Origin of the sequence: Streptomyces sp. NRRL S-87 (assembly GCF_000719335.1) — a bacterium.
GTDB lineage: Bacteria > Actinomycetota > Actinomycetes > Streptomycetales > Streptomycetaceae > Streptomyces.
This window is the reverse complement of the sequence record NZ_JOGB01000058.1, coordinates 1-15,939: the sequence shown is the minus strand read 5'-3', so window position 1 is coordinate 15,939 and position 15,939 is coordinate 1. Positions and strand designations below refer to the sequence as shown.

At 74.4% G+C, this 15,939-nt stretch carries 13 protein-coding genes; 5 read left to right on the top strand and 8 right to left on the bottom strand.

The features are described from left to right. Position 1: 1 nt before the first annotated feature. From IF43_RS0128510 to IF43_RS0128490, 5 genes are all read right to left on the bottom strand, one after another. A complete protein-coding gene (locus IF43_RS0128510; RefSeq protein WP_030206975.1) occupies positions 2-1,306 on the bottom strand; it encodes a flavin monoamine oxidase family protein in 1,305 nt (434 codons plus the stop codon). After that, a complete protein-coding gene (locus IF43_RS0128505; RefSeq protein WP_158939537.1) occupies positions 1,299-2,603 on the bottom strand; it encodes a cytochrome P450 in 1,305 nt (434 codons plus the stop codon). The genes IF43_RS0128510 and IF43_RS0128505 overlap by 8 nt, the downstream gene beginning before the upstream one ends. Before the next feature lie 62 nt (positions 2,604-2,665). After that, positions 2,666-3,562: an ABC transporter permease gene (locus tag IF43_RS0128500; protein ID WP_078910526.1), complete on the bottom strand. Its 897-nt coding sequence runs from the start codon at positions 3,560-3,562 to the stop codon at positions 2,666-2,668. Further along, the gene (locus tag IF43_RS0128495) at positions 3,559-4,506 is read right to left on the bottom strand and encodes an ABC transporter ATP-binding protein (protein ID WP_030206965.1); all 948 of its coding nucleotides are present in this window, start codon (positions 4,504-4,506) and stop codon (positions 3,559-3,561) included. The genes IF43_RS0128500 and IF43_RS0128495 overlap by 4 nt, the downstream gene beginning before the upstream one ends. A 40-nt stretch (positions 4,507-4,546) precedes the next feature. Continuing rightward, positions 4,547-4,915, bottom strand: a complete 369-nt coding sequence (locus IF43_RS0128490; RefSeq protein WP_030206962.1) for a hypothetical protein — start codon at positions 4,913-4,915, stop codon at positions 4,547-4,549. A 529-nt stretch (positions 4,916-5,444) separates the two neighbouring features. On the opposite strand from IF43_RS0128490, the gene IF43_RS0128485 reads away from it, so the two are divergent. The 4 genes from IF43_RS0128485 to IF43_RS0128470 all read left to right on the top strand — a co-directional run bounded on the left by IF43_RS0128485 (position 5,445) and on the right by IF43_RS0128470 (position 9,490). Continuing rightward, the gene (locus IF43_RS0128485; protein ID WP_158939535.1) at positions 5,445-6,722 is read left to right on the top strand and encodes a cytochrome P450; all 1,278 of its coding nucleotides are present in this window, start codon (positions 5,445-5,447) and stop codon (positions 6,720-6,722) included. Continuing rightward, entirely contained in the window at positions 6,719-7,705 is a 987-nt protein-coding gene (locus IF43_RS38350) for a class I SAM-dependent methyltransferase (RefSeq protein ID WP_051796354.1), read from the top strand. The genes IF43_RS0128485 and IF43_RS38350 overlap by 4 nt, the downstream gene beginning before the upstream one ends. 168 nt (positions 7,706-7,873) lie before the next feature. Then, entirely contained in the window at positions 7,874-8,059 is a 186-nt protein-coding gene (locus tag IF43_RS0128475) for a hypothetical protein (RefSeq protein ID WP_030206953.1), read from the top strand. A 150-nt stretch (positions 8,060-8,209) separates the two neighbouring features. Next, the gene (locus IF43_RS0128470) at positions 8,210-9,490 is read left to right on the top strand and encodes a cation:proton antiporter (protein ID WP_051796353.1); all 1,281 of its coding nucleotides are present in this window, start codon (positions 8,210-8,212) and stop codon (positions 9,488-9,490) included. 213 nt (positions 9,491-9,703) lie between these two features. On the opposite strand, the gene IF43_RS0128465 is transcribed toward IF43_RS0128470, so the two are convergent. Continuing rightward, positions 9,704-10,939 carry an MFS transporter gene (locus IF43_RS0128465; protein WP_051796351.1) on the bottom strand — a complete coding sequence of 412 codons (1,236 nt, stop codon included), beginning with the start codon at positions 10,937-10,939 and terminating at the stop codon, positions 9,704-9,706. 257 nt (positions 10,940-11,196) lie between these two features. On the opposite strand from IF43_RS0128465, the gene IF43_RS0128460 reads away from it, so the two are divergent. Next, on the top strand, positions 11,197-14,352 hold the full coding sequence (locus tag IF43_RS0128460) for a BTAD domain-containing putative transcriptional regulator (protein ID WP_051796349.1): 3,156 nt from the start codon (positions 11,197-11,199) through the stop codon (positions 14,350-14,352). Here the strand turns inward: IF43_RS0128460 and IF43_RS38345 are convergent. Further along, complete coding sequence (locus IF43_RS38345; protein ID WP_051796347.1) at positions 14,339-14,677, bottom strand: hydroxyisourate hydrolase; 339 nt, start codon at positions 14,675-14,677, stop codon at positions 14,339-14,341. The two genes, IF43_RS0128460 and IF43_RS38345, sit on opposite strands and share 14 nt — an antisense overlap. A 2-nt stretch (positions 14,678-14,679) precedes the next feature. Next, positions 14,680-15,939, bottom strand: a 1,260-nt coding sequence (locus IF43_RS0128450) for an alpha/beta fold hydrolase (RefSeq protein ID WP_030206937.1), incomplete at its 5' end; no start/stop codon positions are given.

The following is a 15,939-nucleotide window of genomic DNA, read 5'->3' as shown; positions in this document are numbered from 1 at the left end:
GCTACTTCCTTGCTTCCAGAACCTCTTCCGCGGCGCGCCGCCCGTCGGCGTACGCCCCCTGCAGCCAGGGCAGCGCCCGGCCGGTCGCCGCGGCCTCGCCCGCGAAGAACACCCGCCCGTCCAGCGGTCGCGCCCACGCGCGGGCCGCCCGGACCGCCCCGGGCCCCGGGGCGCAGAAGGCGCCCCCGCTGTAGGGGTCGGCCGTCCAGTCGGCCGTCTCGGCGCCGAGCACCTCCGCCCCCGCGGTCCAGGGCAGTGCCACCGCCAGCAGGGCGCCGAGGTGGGTCGCGGAGCCGACCGCCTCGCGGACGCACGCGGCGGCCGCGTCCTTGGCGACGACCAGCACCTCGGGCCGGCCGCGCCGGCAGGAGAGGAACCCGCCGACGCCGTCGGCGTCGAAGACGGAGGCGGTCTCGGGGGCGGGCCGGTCCAGGGTGACCACGGCGCAGAAGCCGTCGCCGGGCGCCAGGGTGCGGGCCGCGGCGCTCCTGTCCGGGCCGAGCCCGGCGATGCCGAGCAGCCCGCCGGCCACGACGGCGGGCGGTACGGCGACGACGACGCGGCCCGCGGTCAGCTCGCCGTCCTCGGTGAGCAGTCGTACGCCGGACCCGTCGGCGGCCGTCTCGATCCGGCGGACGGGGCTGGCGGTGCGCACCCGCAGCCCCTCGGCGAGCCGGGCCGGCAGCAGGTCCAGTCCGCCGGGCACGGTGAACTCACCGCGGCCCCCGGGGTCCTGGCGCACGGCGGCCGCGACCTCGGCGGCGGAGAGCCGGTCGGGGTCGGCGGCCCACGTCTGGCGGACCCACTCGCGCGCGGTGGCCACCTCGGCCGGAGTGGCGCCGCTGGCGGCCAGCCAGGCGCCGACGGTCGGGTCCGGCGCCGGCAGCGGGGCGCCGGTGGTCGGCGGCTGCGGGGCGCCGGAGGTCGGGGTGACACCGGCGTGCGGGGACGGCGCCGGCTCCGGGGTGTAGCCGGCGAGCCGGGCCTCCAGCAACCAGGGCGGGTGACCGCCGCGGGCGAGGGCGCCCATCGGGCGGGCGACGCGGCCCGCCACGACGTACGCCGCCTCCGGGCGCGGGGCGGCGGGCTGCGGGCCGAGCACGGTGTGGGCGGGGTTGCGGTCCCCGTGGACGATCTGCGCCCCGAGTTCGAGGGCGGGCCCGCCGTCGGCCGGGCGGAACGTGCGGATCCGGCCGCCGATGCGGGGCCGGGCCTCGAGGACGAGGGCGTCGGTGCCGGCCTCCGCCAGCCGGGCGGCGCAGGCCAGGCCGGCGATCCCGGCCCCGATCACGACGACGTCAGGCACGGGCGGCCTCCGGGGCGTCCACGGGCGGGGCTGCGGCCACGGCGGCCTCGGCGACCGCGGTCGGGACGGTCTCCTGCGCGTCCGCCCGCGGGTCGGTGGCCCCGGCGCCCGTACCCAGGTCCAGGCCCAGGCGGGTGAGCCGGCGCGGGATGAGGGTGGGGGCCCAGCGCGGCTCGGGGCCGGCCAGGGCCGCCTCGGGGAAGCGGTGCACGATGCGGCCCAGCAGGATCCCGCCGGACTGCTTGACCAGGCGGGCCGCGAGGCAGAAGTGCGGGCCGCCGCCGAAGGCGAGGTGCGGGTTGGGGGTGCGGTCCCACACGAGGGCGTCGGGGTCGGCGAACACGGCGGGGTCCCGGTTGGCGGCGGCGAGCACCGCCAGGACCCGCTGCCCGGCGGGGATCCGGCCGCCCGGGAGCTCGGCGTCGCGGACGGTGACGCGGGCGGTGAAGGGGATCGGCGCCTCCAGGCGCAGCAGCTCGTCCACGGCCGTCTCGGCCGTGTCGGGGCCGCCGGCGCGCAGCGCCTCGCGCGCCTCGGGGCGGGGCAGCAGCCAGTACAGGGCGTTCCCGACGGCCTCGGCGAGCGGCTGCCAGCCGCCGACGACGGCCAGGCCGAGGACGCCGAGCATCTCGCGGCGGGTCAGCCGGGGATCGGCGGCCAGCCGGGCGAGCGGGCTGTCGTCGGCGGCCCGGGCGACGAGGGCGTCGGTGTGCGCGTCGAGGAAGCGCGTCAGCTCGCCCATCGCGGCCCGGCCCAGGCGGGCGACGTGCGGCGGGGCGAGCGGGTCGAGGTTGACGGAGGCGGCGCGGGCCAGCTGGGCCAGCGTGCCGTGCTCCTCCGGGCCCAGGCCGAACAGGCGGGCCAGGACGGCGGTGGCCAGGGGCGCGCCGAGCTCCTCGACGGCGTCGCCGAGCACCCCGCGCGCGGCGGCCCGCTCCAGCAGGGCGTCGGTGTCGGCGGCGATGCCGTCGGCGACGGAGGCCAGCGCGGCCGTACCGAGCAGCAGCGAGCCGGGGGCGCGCAGCCGGGCGTGGTCGGCGCCGTCGGTGGTCAGCATGGACACCGGCAGGTCGTCGTCCCGGGACCGCTCGCGCTGCCCGGCGGCCGCGGAGAAGGCCGGGTCCTTGAGCAGCGCCGTGCAGTCCTCGTACCCGGTGACCAGCCACATGCCGGTCATCGGGTCGCGGTGCACGGGCTCGTGGGCGCGCAGCCAGTCGTACGCCGGGTACGGGTCGACCCGCCCGGCGGGGCTGAAGGGGTGCGCCAGGTGGGCGGGCAGCCCGGTCGGCTTGGTCATGTAGGCGTTCTCCTTGTCGGCGCGCGGTCCTCCGCGCGCGGTCTCCACCCGCGCGCGGGGTCTCAGCGCACCCGCGGTCCGCGCCAGCCGAACGTGAGCATCGTGGCCAGCAGGCCGCCCACGGCCCAGGCCGCGAGCACCAGCGCGATGCGCCCCAGTTCCCAGGAGCCGGCCGGCTCCACCGCCGTGAAGGAGTCCGGCAGGAACACCGAGCGGAAGCCCTGCGCCATCCACTTGACGGGGAACAGGGCGGCGGTGTTCTGCATCCACAGCGGCAGCTTGTCGAAGGGGTAGAAGACGCCGGAGATGAACTGCAGGACCATGAAGACCGGGGTCACCACCGCGGCGGCGGACCGGCTGTTGGGGATCACGGCGCTGTACGCGGTCCCGGCGAGCGCGCAGGCCGCCGTACCCAGCGCGAGGCACCAGCCCAGCGTGCTCCAGCGCTGCGCGGTGGCCGGCAGCTGCAGGTCGAAGGCGGCCACGGCGATGCCGATGAGCAGCACCGTCTCGAGGACGGTGGTGACCACGACGCGGACCAGCTTGCCCACGAAGTACGCGGACTTGGGCATCGGGGTCAGCGCCAGACGGCGGACCGTGCCGGTGTCGCGCTCGATGGCCACGTTGATGGCCAGGCCCGAGAACGCGGTGCTCATGACACCGGCCGCGATCACGCCGGCCATGAAGACCTGGCGGAAGTCGACGTTCGTGCCCTCGACCTTGCCCTCGAAGATCGAGCCGAAGACGACGAGCAGGATCACCGGGAAGAAGAGGGTGAAGACGAGCGACTGCTTGTTGCGGAAGAACGCGCGCAGCTCGACGGACGAGCGCGCCGCGCAGGCGCGCAGCAGCGCCCGGGCGCCGCGCGCGGGGGGCCGCACGACCACGATGGCGGGAGCGGTTCCGGCCGGCCGGAGGTCCGCCGGCTTCACCGGCTCTACGGCGTCGGTCACGGTCATGCGGCGGTCTCCCTGTTCTCCCTGTCGATCAGGTGCAGGTAGATGTCTTCGAGGGTGGGCCGGTGCACGCGCAGCTCGGCGAGCTCGGGCGCGCCCGCCTCGCGCGCCCACGGCAGCAGGACCTCCAGGGCCCCCGACGGCGCGGCGGTGCGCAGCGTGACGGTGGCCGTCCCGGCCGGCACGACCTCGGTGCCCGGGGGCAGCGGTGGCAGGGCGCGGTCCGCGAGGGCCTCGCAGCGGCGGAACGTGATGGTGGCCGGGGTGCGGTCGCGGCCGCCGAGGGACTCCAGGGGGCCGCACTCGACGAGCCGGCCGCCGATGACGACACCGGCGCGCTGGGCCAGTTCCTCGGCCTCGTCGAGGTAGTGGGTGGTCAGTACGGTCGTGCGGCCGCGGTCGGCGAAGTAGCGGACCAGCTCCCAGGCCTCGCGCCGCGCCACCGGGTCCAGGCCCGTGGTCGGCTCGTCCAGGAAGATCAGCTCGGGATCGCCGATCACGCCGACCGCGACGTCCAGGCGGCGCTGCTGGCCGCCGGAGAGGGCCGTGGCCTGCCGGTTGTGGAGGGCCCCGAGGCCCACCATGTCCAGCACTTCGCCGACCGGCAGCGGGGCCGGGTACATCGCGGCGAAATGCCTGACGACCTCCTTCACGGTGAGGTCCGCGTAGGCGCCGGTCGTCTGGGGTACGACGCCTATTCTCGCCCGCCATTCCCGCGGGTCCTCGGCCGGGTCTTGGCCGAGGACCCGCACATCTCCACCGGTGCGCCGCTGCACGCCCGTCAGAATGTCGACGGTCGTGGTCTTTCCCGCGCCGTTCGGCCCGAGCAGTGCGAACACCTCGCCCTGATGGATATCGAGGCTTATGTCGCGCACGGCCCGCACGTCACCGTAGTGCTTGGAAAGTCCGCGGACGGAAACCGGATGCGCCGTCTGCGCAGTGGGCATGGAACGCTCCAGCGAAGTGGGAATGTTTGCGGGGCGCCGATCAGGTGCAGCAGCAGCAGGGGCAGCAGCAGTAGTTGCAGCCGGCGGCGACGTCGGACAGGTCGCCCTCGCTCAGCTCGGCGGCGTCGACCGTCGGGCTGGCCGGGATGTGGAACTCGTAGCGGCCGGTGGCCAGGCCCTGCTCCCAGAGGTTGACCTGGACGTCCAGGTTGCCCTCCTCGTGGCCCTCGGGCGCCTCGGTCACGATGACGACCTGGGCGTCGGCGGGGAGCTCGATGCCGGACTCGGCGAGGGCCGTGCGCGGCTCCGAGCGGAGCTTGGCGGCGAACGCCTCGTCGGACCAGGAGCTGATGAGCACACGGGTGTAGGCGTTCACGAACTCTGCGCGCTGCTGCGGGTCGAGTGCCATGTGAACTCTCCTTTCGCGATTCCTGCGGATTCGATTCGGTCGTTGTGCCGGCGACGAGGAAAAGATTCACATGGCCGGAAGCGTGCCGCCAAGACGTAAAGGAACGTAATCCGCGGGCCGCCGGATCGTGAGTAACGGGCCGATCCGGAGTGAGTAACGGGCCGGCCGGGAGTGAGTATCGAGCCGCTCGGACTAAGCATTGAGCCGATTCCCTCCCGCGGATATCGTTGCCCAACCACCCGCGCCCGCAGGCCGGTTGCCCCCACCCGCGCAAGCATGCTCTCACGCCGGACGCCGCCCGGCGCGTGCCCGGACCGCGCACACCGGAATTCCGACGGGGATTACGGAATTACCGACGGCCGGTACGTATGCGCCGCGCATACGCACCGGCCCTTGCGTAGGGGGCGTACGTAATGCGGATTCAGCCACTGGGAATCCGGCCAAGATCCAGCCATCCACGGAGGTTCACGTGACACCCACCACCGCACCGGCGGGCACCGTCCCACCGGGGCCCGACACACCCGTGGACATGGCTGCGATGCGGGCCGACCCGCTGGCGTTCGTGACGGAGATGAACCGCCGCCACGGCGACATCACCAGCCACGTCGGCGACGGCGAGCGGATCTACATGCTGCACCGGCCCGACCTGGTCCGGCACGTGCTCAAGGACAACGTCGCCAACTACACCAAGGCCGACACCCCTGACGACGCGATGCTGCGTCCGCTGCTCGGCAACGGGCTGCTGACCAGCAACGGCGACGAGTGGGCCCGGCAGCGCAAGCTGTGCGCCCCGGCCTTCCGGCGCACCGCCGTCACCACCTTCGACGGCATCATCACCGAGGAGACCGAGGCCCTGCTCGAGCGCTGGCGCCCGGCCATGGAGTCCGGCACCCCGCTGCCCGTCGAGCACCACCTCACGTCGCTGACCCTCTCGATCCTCACGCGCGCCGTGCTCGGCGTGGACATGGGCGCGGCGGGCGAGGGCTTCGGCCGCGCCGTGGACGCGGCCAACCGCTTCATGGGGCACTACGTACCCGACCCGGACCCGGATCCCCTCGACACGGCGCTGCGCCGCAAGGGGTACGTACAGGCCCGTACGTTCCTGCAGTTGATCGCCCGCACGGTGATCGCCTCGCGGCGGGCCGCGGGCGGCGGGGCCGCGCACGCCTCGCCCTCGCTGCTGGACGCGATGATCGGCGAGCTGGACGACGAGGCGCTGCGCGACCAGGTGCTCACCCTGGTCATGGCGGGCCACGAGACCACCGCCAAGGCCCTGACGTGGACGCTGTACCTGCTGGACCGGCACCCGGCGGAGGCCGACCGGGTCCGCGCGGAGATCGACCGTGTCCTCGGGGACCGCACCCCCACCGCCGCCGACCTGCCAGAGCTGGTGCACTGCCGCCGCGCGATCGAGGAGGCCATGCGGCTCTACCCGCCGGTGTGGCTGGTCTCGCGGCGCGCCGTGGGCCCCGACGTCATCGACGGCTACGAGATCCCGGCCGGCGCGCTGGTCTGCGTCAGCCAGTGGGTGCTGCACCGGCACCCGGACCACTGGGACCGCCCGGAGGAGTACGTACCCGACCGGTTCGCCGACGGGGCCCCGCCCCACCACCTGTACCTGCCCTTCGGCGGCGGCGAGCGCATCTGCATCGGCCAGCACCTCGCGATGGTCGAGGCCACGCTGGTGCTGGCCGTCCTGATGCGCGCGACCCGGCTCGAACTCGAACCCGGCTTCACGGTGGAGCCGGAAGCCCTGGTGACCCTGCGCCCCAAGCACGGCATGCGGATGACTGCGAGGAACCGATGACCACGTCCCCCGCCCGCACGGACCAGGGCACCGGCACCCGCCCCGGCCCCGGCCCCGGCCCCGGCCCCGGCCCCGGCCCCGGCACCAGCACCAGCACCAGCACCAGCACCAGCACCAGCAGCGGACCGGTCGGCGCGTCCGGCACCGGACGGGTCGGCACGCCCGGCGCGGGACGGGTCGGCGGCTCGTACGACCCGGCCGCCACCACCGCCGGAGGCCTGGCGGGCGAGCTGGCCCGCCTGGAGGCGCAGGCCGCGCTGTCCTTCGACGCCGAACTGCGCATCCTGCGCGAGCTCGGCGTGACCGAGGGGTCCGGCCCGCTCGTCGAGGTCGGCGCCGGTTCCGGCGCCGTCACCCGCCGCCTGCGCGCCGCCTTCCCCGCCCTCCCCCTCACCGCGGTCGACATCGACGGCGACCTGCTCGCGCACGCCGCCGGGGCCGGCGCCGAACTGGTGGTCGCCGACGGCGCCGCCCTGCCGCTGCCCGACGCCTCGGCCGGCGTCGTCCTGCTGCGCTACGTGCTCCAGCACCTCGCCGACCCGCGGGCCGTCCTGGCCGAGGCGCTGCGCGTCCTGCGGCCCGGCGGGCTGCTCGTCGCCACCGAGGTGGACGCCTCCTGCTGGGGCCTGGCCGAACCCTCGTACCCCGAACTGGCCGGCATCCATGGCAAGCTGACGCAGGCCCAGGCCTCGGCGGGCGGCGACCGGACCCTCGGCCGCCGCCTGACGCGGATGCTGCGCGCCGCCGGCTGCGCGGACGTCGCGCTGCGCCCCTTCGCCAGCACCAACGACGACCACCCGACCGAGGCCTTCGCCCCGCACCTGGGCCCCGGCCGGCTGCAGCCGCTGGTGGCCTCCGGGGTGGTGACGCTGCCGGAGTTCGCCCTGGCGGCGGACCGCTGGAACCGCTTCCGCGCCGACCCGGACGCTTACGTCATGCTGCTCGGCTTCACGGCCGCGGGCCGGGCGCCGGTGGCACCGTGATCGGCCCGGCGGGCCGGCCGACGGCGTACTTACCCCGCTCGGCCGCGGGGGCGGCTCAGCACCCGTACCCCGCAGGGCGGTCGTCCCGGCCGCGCATCCGCCGCCCCTTCTCCGGGCCACCCGCACCAGCCCCAGCGTCACCACCAGACCGATTGGACCGATCATCCCATGAACCCGAACCTCAAGATCTTCCTGACGATCTTCTGCTACATCAGTGGTGTGATGGGCGTCGTGACCGCCGTCCTGAACGCCAGTGACAAGCCCGCGCAGACCACGGCCGCCGTCATCGCCGGCGCCATCGGCGTCTTCTTCCTGTTCGCCGGCATGGCCCTCGGCCGCCGCCCCCGCCACTGACCGCGTCGGGGCCGGGCCCGCGCCCGGACCCGGCCCCGCGCGTTGATCACGGCGAAACAGCCGAACGACGGAACAGCGGAACAGCGGAACGACGGACGAAACACCGCCGCACGCCGCACGCCGCACGCCGCACGAACGGAGTCCCGGAGCATGAGCATGCTCACCCTCGACACGACCGGTCACTTCTTCCTCGGGGCGGCCGTCGTGCTGGCGCTGTCCCACCTCGCGGGAACCCTGTGCACGCGCCTGGGCCAGCCGCGCGTCATGGGCGAGGTCATCGCCGGCATCGCCCTGGGCCCCTCGCTGCTGGGCTCGGTGGCACCCGGGGCCACCGCCTGGCTCTTCCCCTCCTCGATCCTTCCGATGTTCAACGGCCTGGCCCAACTCGGCCTGGCGGTCTTCATGTTCGCCACCGGCCAGGAGCTGTGCTCACTGCGTGTACGGGGCACCGCCCGCCAGGGCCTGGTCATCAGCCAGGCGTCGCTCCTCATCCCCTTCGCGGCCGGCTCGCTGGTGGCCATCCCGCTCGCCGACCGGTACGCGCCACCGGGCCTCTCGCCCCTGGTCTTCGTCCTCTTCGTCGGGTGCGCCGTCAGCATCACCGCGTTCCCCGTACTCGCCCGCATGCTGGACGACCTCGGCATCGCCCGCACCCGGCCGGGCCGGCTGAGCCTGCTGGCCGCGGCCATCGGGGACGGCGGCAGCTGGCTCGCCCTCTCCGCGATCCTCGCGCTCGCCCAGGGCTCGGACCCGGTCGACGCCGCCGCGCGCACCCTCGCCGTCGCCGCCCTGATCGCCCTCTACCTGGGGCCCGTACGCAAGCTCGCCGCCCGCTGGTCCGACCGCCACGCCGCCACCGCGAACCCGACCACGCTCCGCATCGCCCTGGTCGTCGCGGTCGGCGCCTCCGCGGCCCTCACCGCGGCGCTCGGCGTCCACCAGCTGATCGGTGCCTTCCTGGTCGGCCTGGTGTGGCCCCCCTCCGCCGCCACGACGGCCACGACCCCCCTCACCAGCACGGCGAAGTCCGTCCTCCTGCCCTTCTTCTTCCTGGGCTACGGACTGAACGTCGACCTCTCCACCCTGACCTTCACCGGCGGCGCCGCCCTCGTCCTGGCCGCCCTCCTCGCCGTGGCCGTCCTCACCAAGATCGTCGGAACCGGTCTGGCCGCCCGCTCCACGGGCCTGTCCTGGCGCGAGTCCCTCAGCCTCGGCGCCCTCCTCAACACCCGCGGCCTGACGGAACTGGTCGTCCTCCAGATCGGCCACGAGTCCCACCTCCTGACGGCCCCCCTGTTCGCCATCCTGACCCTGGTGGCCCTGATCACCACCCTGATGACGGGCCCCCTCCTGAAACTCACGGGCGTCCCCACCGACGACGCCCCGGCCACCCCGCCGACCCCCGCCCGCGAACCCGCCGCGGCACCCTGACCGCCCTACGCACCCTACGCACCCGACGCACCCGACGCACCCGAAGGGCGGTGACCGATCCGGTCACCGCCCTTCGCCGTACACCCGCACGGCCGTACGCCCGCACCGCCGTCCACGCGCACCGCCGTCCACCCGGACCGCGGTCCGGGCCTGCGCCCCGGCGCGTACCCGCGGTCGCGTGCCGGCGGGCAGGCGGGCAGGCGGGCAGGCGGGTCAGGCCGTCCTGAGGGTGCGGCGGGACGCGACCGCCGCCAGCAGCGAGAGCGCCGTCGCGGCGATCGTCGTGGCCATGGCCGCCCGACCGCCGCCGTGCTCCACGACCAGGCCGACGATCACCGGAGCCGTCGAGGCGGCCGCCGTGGCGGAGAGGGCGACGACGCTGATCACGCGGCCCTGGATGCGGGCGGCCGTCACCGAGGCGATCTTCCCGAACAGGGCCGAGTTCACAGCGGGGGCCAGGAACAGGCCCAGCGCGACCGGCGCGACCATGTACGTACGGCCGGCCAGCAGCGTGCTCGCGGTGACCAGCGCCAAGAGCACGGCCACCGCGGCGACGAGGAGCCGGTGGAAGGGCAGCAGCCGCTGGACACGGGCCGCGACGAGGGCGCCGAGCAGCCCACCGACGGCGATGCAGCCCTGGGCCAGGCCCACGGTACGAGGACTGTGGCCGGCGTCGGTGAGGACGAGGACTGCGGAGAACTGGACGCCGCTGAGCGCGAAGTTGACGGGTGCGGCCATGAGGATCACGGCCCGCAGGAACGGGCTGCCGACGACGTGCCGCACGCCCTCGGCCATGTCGTGGCGCAGGGAGGTCGGGGCGGACTCCTCCTGCTGGGGATCGGCCGGCCTGCGGATGAAGGAGACGGCGAGGAAGGAGCACAGGTAGCTCAGGGCGTCGAAGAGGAACGGCACGGACCGGCCCAGGGCGTACAGGAAGCCGCCCAGCGGCGGGCCGGCCAGCGAGGCCCCGTACGAGCGCGCCTCGTTCTTGGCGAACGCCTCCGGCAGCTGGGACCGGTGGACGAGCTGGCTGACGATCGAGGTCTCGGCCGCCGTGAAGAGCACGTCCGCGACGGCGGCCGCGCCGGCAACCGCGAAGACGGCGGCGAGCGGGGCGCGTCCGAGCAGTACGGCGGTTCCGAGGGCCAGGAACAGCGTGACCCGGCACGCGTCGCAGACCTGCATGACGCGCTTCCTGTTCCAGCGGTCGGCGAAGGCCCCCGCGGGCAGCTGACAGACCACCCGGACCACGGCCTGGAGGGTACCGAGCGCGCCGGCCTGCACGGCCGACCCGTGCAGGGACAGCACCAGCAGCGGGAACGCCAGGACGGACACCGCGGAGCCCACCTGCGAGACGGTCTGGCCTCCCCACAGCAGTGTGAAGTCCCGGTTCCGCCGCAGCGGCGCGGCCTCCTCGGACGCCGGCGCGGTCACCAGGTCGGCAGCCATGTCTCCCCCTCTGATCGTTCGTTCGGCAATGGTCGGATTTCGGTGCGCAATGATCGGATTTCGGGCACGCCCGGCAGTTCATGACGGGGTGTCACATCACGGGTGGGGGCCGTCCCGCCGGGGGCCCGCGCGGGTTGCGTCGCAGGTGGGCGCCGTGGTCGATCTCTGTTGACCGGTTGCCTCAAACATCCATAGAGTTCCGGTCGACCTGCGCGTATTCCTGGGGGGGACTCGAAAACGTGGGGCAGCGACCGTTGATGGGCACACACCACGACGACCGACGGGCGCACGCGCCCTTGGTCGGGTACCGCATCCTGAGCCCGCTCGAGGCGAGCGTCGACTCCGCACCGCTGAACCTCGGCGGGGTCCGTCAACAGACGGTTCTGGCCACGCTCCTCCTCGACGCCAACCGCGTCGTGAGCGTCGATCGGCTCGTGCGCGCCATCTACGAGGAGGCACCACCGGCCACCGCCCGGGCGCAGCTCCAGATCAGCGTCTCGGCCCTGCGCCGCCTGTTCGGCAACCACGGCATCTCGGACGTCATCACGACCCATCCGCAGGGCTACATGGTGCGGGCGACCGAGGAGGACCTCGACGCCCTGCGCTTCCGCGGCCTCGTCGGCAGGGCGCGCAAGCTGCGTGACGCGGGACAGCGGGAGGACGCCGCCGCGGCGTACCGTCAGGCGCTCGGGCTGTGGCGGGGTGCTGCGCTGGGCGGCATGTTCAGCGAGGTCATCCGGTCCGGTGCCGACGAGCTCACCGAGCACCGGATCGCCGCCACGGAGGAGTGCGTCCAACTGGAGCTCGCGCTCGGCAAGCACAGCGCGCTGGTCGGTGAACTCATCGGGCTCGTCGACGAGTTCCCGCTGCGCGAGCGGTTGCGCGGGCAGCTCATGCTGGCGCTCTACCGCTCCGGCCGCCAGGCGGAGGCCCTCCAGGTGTACCGGGACACCCGACAGTGGATGATCGACGAGCTCGGGGTGGAGCCCGACCCCCGGCTCAAACGGCTCGAGCACTCCATCCTGGCCACCGACCCCCGCCTCGACCCGCCGGGCACACGAAAGGCTCCCGTCGACGTGCCCGCGGCCGCGCCCGCGGCCGCGCCCGCGCCCGTCGTGCCGGAGATGCTCCCGGCCGACATCGCCGACTTCACCGGCCGCGACGACCTGGTCGCCGAGATCCGGGACCGGCTGCTGCTCTCCTCCCACGACCAGTCCCGGCTCGCGGTGCCCATCGTGTCCGTGGTCGGCAAGCCGGGCGTCGGCAAGACGTCCATGGCCGTCCACGTCGCGCACGGTGTCGCCGCGCACTTCCCCGGCGGGCAGCTCTTCGCCGACCTGCACGGCGGCGCCCCCGAGACGGTCGGCCCGGCCCAGGTCCTGGAACGCTTCCTGCGCGCCCTCGGCGTCAGCGGCACCGCGATCCCCGACGGCCTGGAGGAGCGGGCCGAGATGTACCGGGCGCTGCTCGCCGAGCGCCGGATGCTGATCATCCTCGACAACGTGGCCGGCGAGAGCCAGATCAAGCCGCTGCTGCCGGGCAAGCCCACGTCGGCCGTGATCGTCACCAGCCGCCGGCACATCGGAAGCCTCGCGGGTGCGGTCCGGGTCGACGTCACCACCTTCCCCCCGGCGCAGTCCGCCGAGCTGCTGGGGCGCATCACCGGCCCCGATCGGGTGGCGGCCGAACCGGAGGCCACCGAAGCGCTCGCCGAACTCTGCGGCCACCTGCCGCTGGCGCTGCGGATCGCGGGCGCGCGGTTGGCCGCCCGGCCGCACTGGGAGATCACCGAGCTGGTGGAGCGGCTGGAGGACGAGACCCGCCGCCTCGACGAGCTGAAGTACGCCGACGTGGGCATCCGGGCCAGCCTCTCGCTCACGTACGACAGCGTCAGCGAGGACGCGCGCCGGCTCTTCCGGCGGCTCGCGGTCATCGAGGAGGGGCCGTTCTCCGTCTGGGCGTGCATGGCCCTGCTGGAGCTGCCCGAGGCGGTGGTGCGCGACCTGATCGACGAGCTCTCCGACGCCCAGCTGCTGGACTCCGCCGGCACCGGCACCGGCCGCCACGGCCAGTACCGGCTGCACAACCTCATCCGGGTGTTCGCGCGCGAGCGGCTGGTCGGCGAGGAGGGCGTGGCGGAGCGCGAGGCCGCGCTGGCCCGGGTGCTCGGCTGCTTCCTGTTCCTGCTCACCGAGGCGAGGCACCGCGAGTACGGGCGCGACGTGCTCATCCGCAGCCATGGCGTTCCCCTTCATCCCCTGCCCGACCGGACCGTGGACCGGGTCCTGGCCGAGCCTCTCCAATGGTTCTCACGGGAACGCCAGATGCTGCTTCCCAGTGTCCGGCAGGCCGCCATGATGGGGCTCACCGAGCATTGCTGGGGCCTCGCCGTCACCGCGGTGACGTTCCTGGAGACCCACGTACGGCTGGACGACTGGCGGGACACCCACGAGATCGCCCTCGCGGCGGCCCGCAAGGGCGGTGACCGGCTCGGCCAGGCGGCCCTGCTCCACTCCCTGGGCTCGCTCGCCGTGACCAAGCAGGACTTTGCCGGCGCCGAGACCCGTTTCCAACAGTCCGCCGCGATCTTCGAGGAGATCGGGGACGAGCCGGGTGGCGCGCTCGCCTCGCGGGGCCTGGGCTACCTGGCCCGCGTGCACGGCCGGTTCCACGAGGCCGCCGCCCACTACGAGTCCGCCCTCAAGGTGTTCCGGGAGGGGGACGGCACCGTCGCCGTGGCCTACGTCCTGCACAACCTCGCCCAGCTGCGGCTGAGCATGGGCGACGAGGACGCCGCCGGCCCCTTGCTGGACGAGGCGCTGCGGCTCAGCCGCGAGGGCCGCGGCCGCCGCGTCGAGGCCCAGGTGCTGCACCGGATGGGCCAGAGCCACCTGGAGCGGGGCGAGTACGGCGGGGCCCTGGAGGCCTTCTCCCAGGTGCTGGACGTCGTACGGCTCATCGGCGACCACACCGGGGAGGCCTACGCCCTGCAGGGCATCGGCTCCGCCCGCTTCCACCGCGGCGACTTCGAGGAGGCCGCCGAAGCCCTGCACCGCGCACTCGTCCTCGCCGAGACCGGCGACGAGCGGCTGGTCATGGGGAGGACCCTCGTGACGCTCGGCGAACTCTCGCTCGCCACCGAGGACTTCGCCCAGGCCGTCACCCATCTGCGACGGGCCCTGCCGCTGTTCCGGGTCATGAGGACCCCGGCGCAGGAGGCCCGGGCGCTGGCCGTGCTGCGCACCACCCATCTGCTGGCCGGGGACCCCGAGGCCGCCGGACGGGCCCTGGGCGAGCTGCGGGAGCTGGCCGGCTCCCTGCCCCCCGAGGTGGCCGGCCCCGTCCTCGCCCGCCTCGCGGAGGCGGAGGCGGACGAGGCCGACGACGCCGCCCGGGCGGCTACTCGGAGGTGAACACCGCCGCGTAGTGGTGGGGCGAGAAGGTGAGGCTCAGCCGGTGCCCCACCCCCTCCTCCGAGGCGCGGAAGGTGGCCGACACCTCGGGGTAGCCCGGGGTCGTGCCGAGGCCCGCGAAGTACCGGTCGATGTCGAAGACGATCCGGTAGAGACCCTTGTGGGCGAGGGCCTCGCCCCACTCCTCGATCCGGCCGGTCCCGTCCGTGCTGCGCTCGGCGAGGAGCTCCCAGCCGTCGTCGACGAGCGTCTCCAGTCGCGCCCGCAGGCCGACGACGCTGTGCCCGTGGTCGCTCTCCAGCGCCTCGGCGATGACTTTCACCATGATCAGACCACCTGCTCGCTCGTGTTGCCGCTGCCGCCGGCGCCGTCACCGTCACCGGAACCTTCGTCCGGCCCCGTCCCCGTCCCCGGCCGGGAGCCGGCGAGGGTCGCCCGGACGACCTCGGCGACCTTCTCGACGGCCGGCAGCTCCGTCATCATCGCGCCGTGGTCGCCCGGGGTCCGCTCCATCGGAGGAGCACTCTCGTGGAGCGCCCCCCAGTGGTCCAGGTATTCGGCGAGGTCGCGCTCGTTCACCACGGATCCCTCCCGACTGTGGGCGACTTCGTCGCTCACGAAGAGCACCGCCGGAGCCGCGGACACCCCGGGCCGGTGGCGGAGCATCGCGTCCAGGAGGAGCCCGAGCGTCTCGTAGGGGAGCCATTCGTCGAGGCCGACCGCGTCCGCGGGGACCTCCAGCGGTGCACTGATGCGGCGCAGCTCGGCGGTGAGCTCCTCACGTACGTGCGGGTCGGCGTCCTGGCCGCGGTCCCAGAGCGCGGCCGCCCGCCCGTACAGTTCCACGCCGGGACGCAGCCTCTGCTCCAGACGCGGCCCGTGCACCGGCGGTTCCACGAGGAAGACGGTGGCCGTGTCCGCCGCGCCCCGGCGGGCGATCTCGTGGGCGAGGACCCCGCCGAGCGACCAGCCGAGGAGGTGGTACGGGCCCTCGGGTTGGACGGAGCGGATGGCCTTCCAGTACCGCTCGGCCATGTCCGCGACGTCGCGCAGCGGCAGTTCGGAACGGTCCATGCCCACGGCCTGGATGCCGTACGTGGTGCAGTCGGCCCGGAGCAGGCGGGCCAGCTGCCCGTACGCGTTCGGGGTGCCGCCGCTGGCGTGGACGCAGAACACGTTCGGCAGCGCCGGGTCCGCCTCGCCGGCGGACAGCCGGTAGACGAGCGGGTCGGTCCCGGCCCCCTCCGTCCCGTCCGCGCTCCCGTCGAGGGCGGCGGCGAGTTCGGCGACCGTCTGCCACTGCATGATCTGGCGCACGGTGACGTCGAGACCGGAGTTGCGCAGGCGTCTGGCCGTCTTCGTGGCGAGGAGGCTGTGGCCGCCGAGGTCGAAGAAGTTGTCGTGGACGCCGAGGCCGGGGGCCTGGAGGAGCTCGGCCCAGACGGCGGTGATGGTGGCTTCGAGCGGGGTGCGCGGTGCCGTCCGGGTGGTGGTGGGGGCGGCCTGCGCGGGGATCGGCAGGGCGCGTCGGTCGACCTTTCCGTTGGGGGTGGTGGGGATCTTGTCCAGGTGCACGAAGTGGTTGGG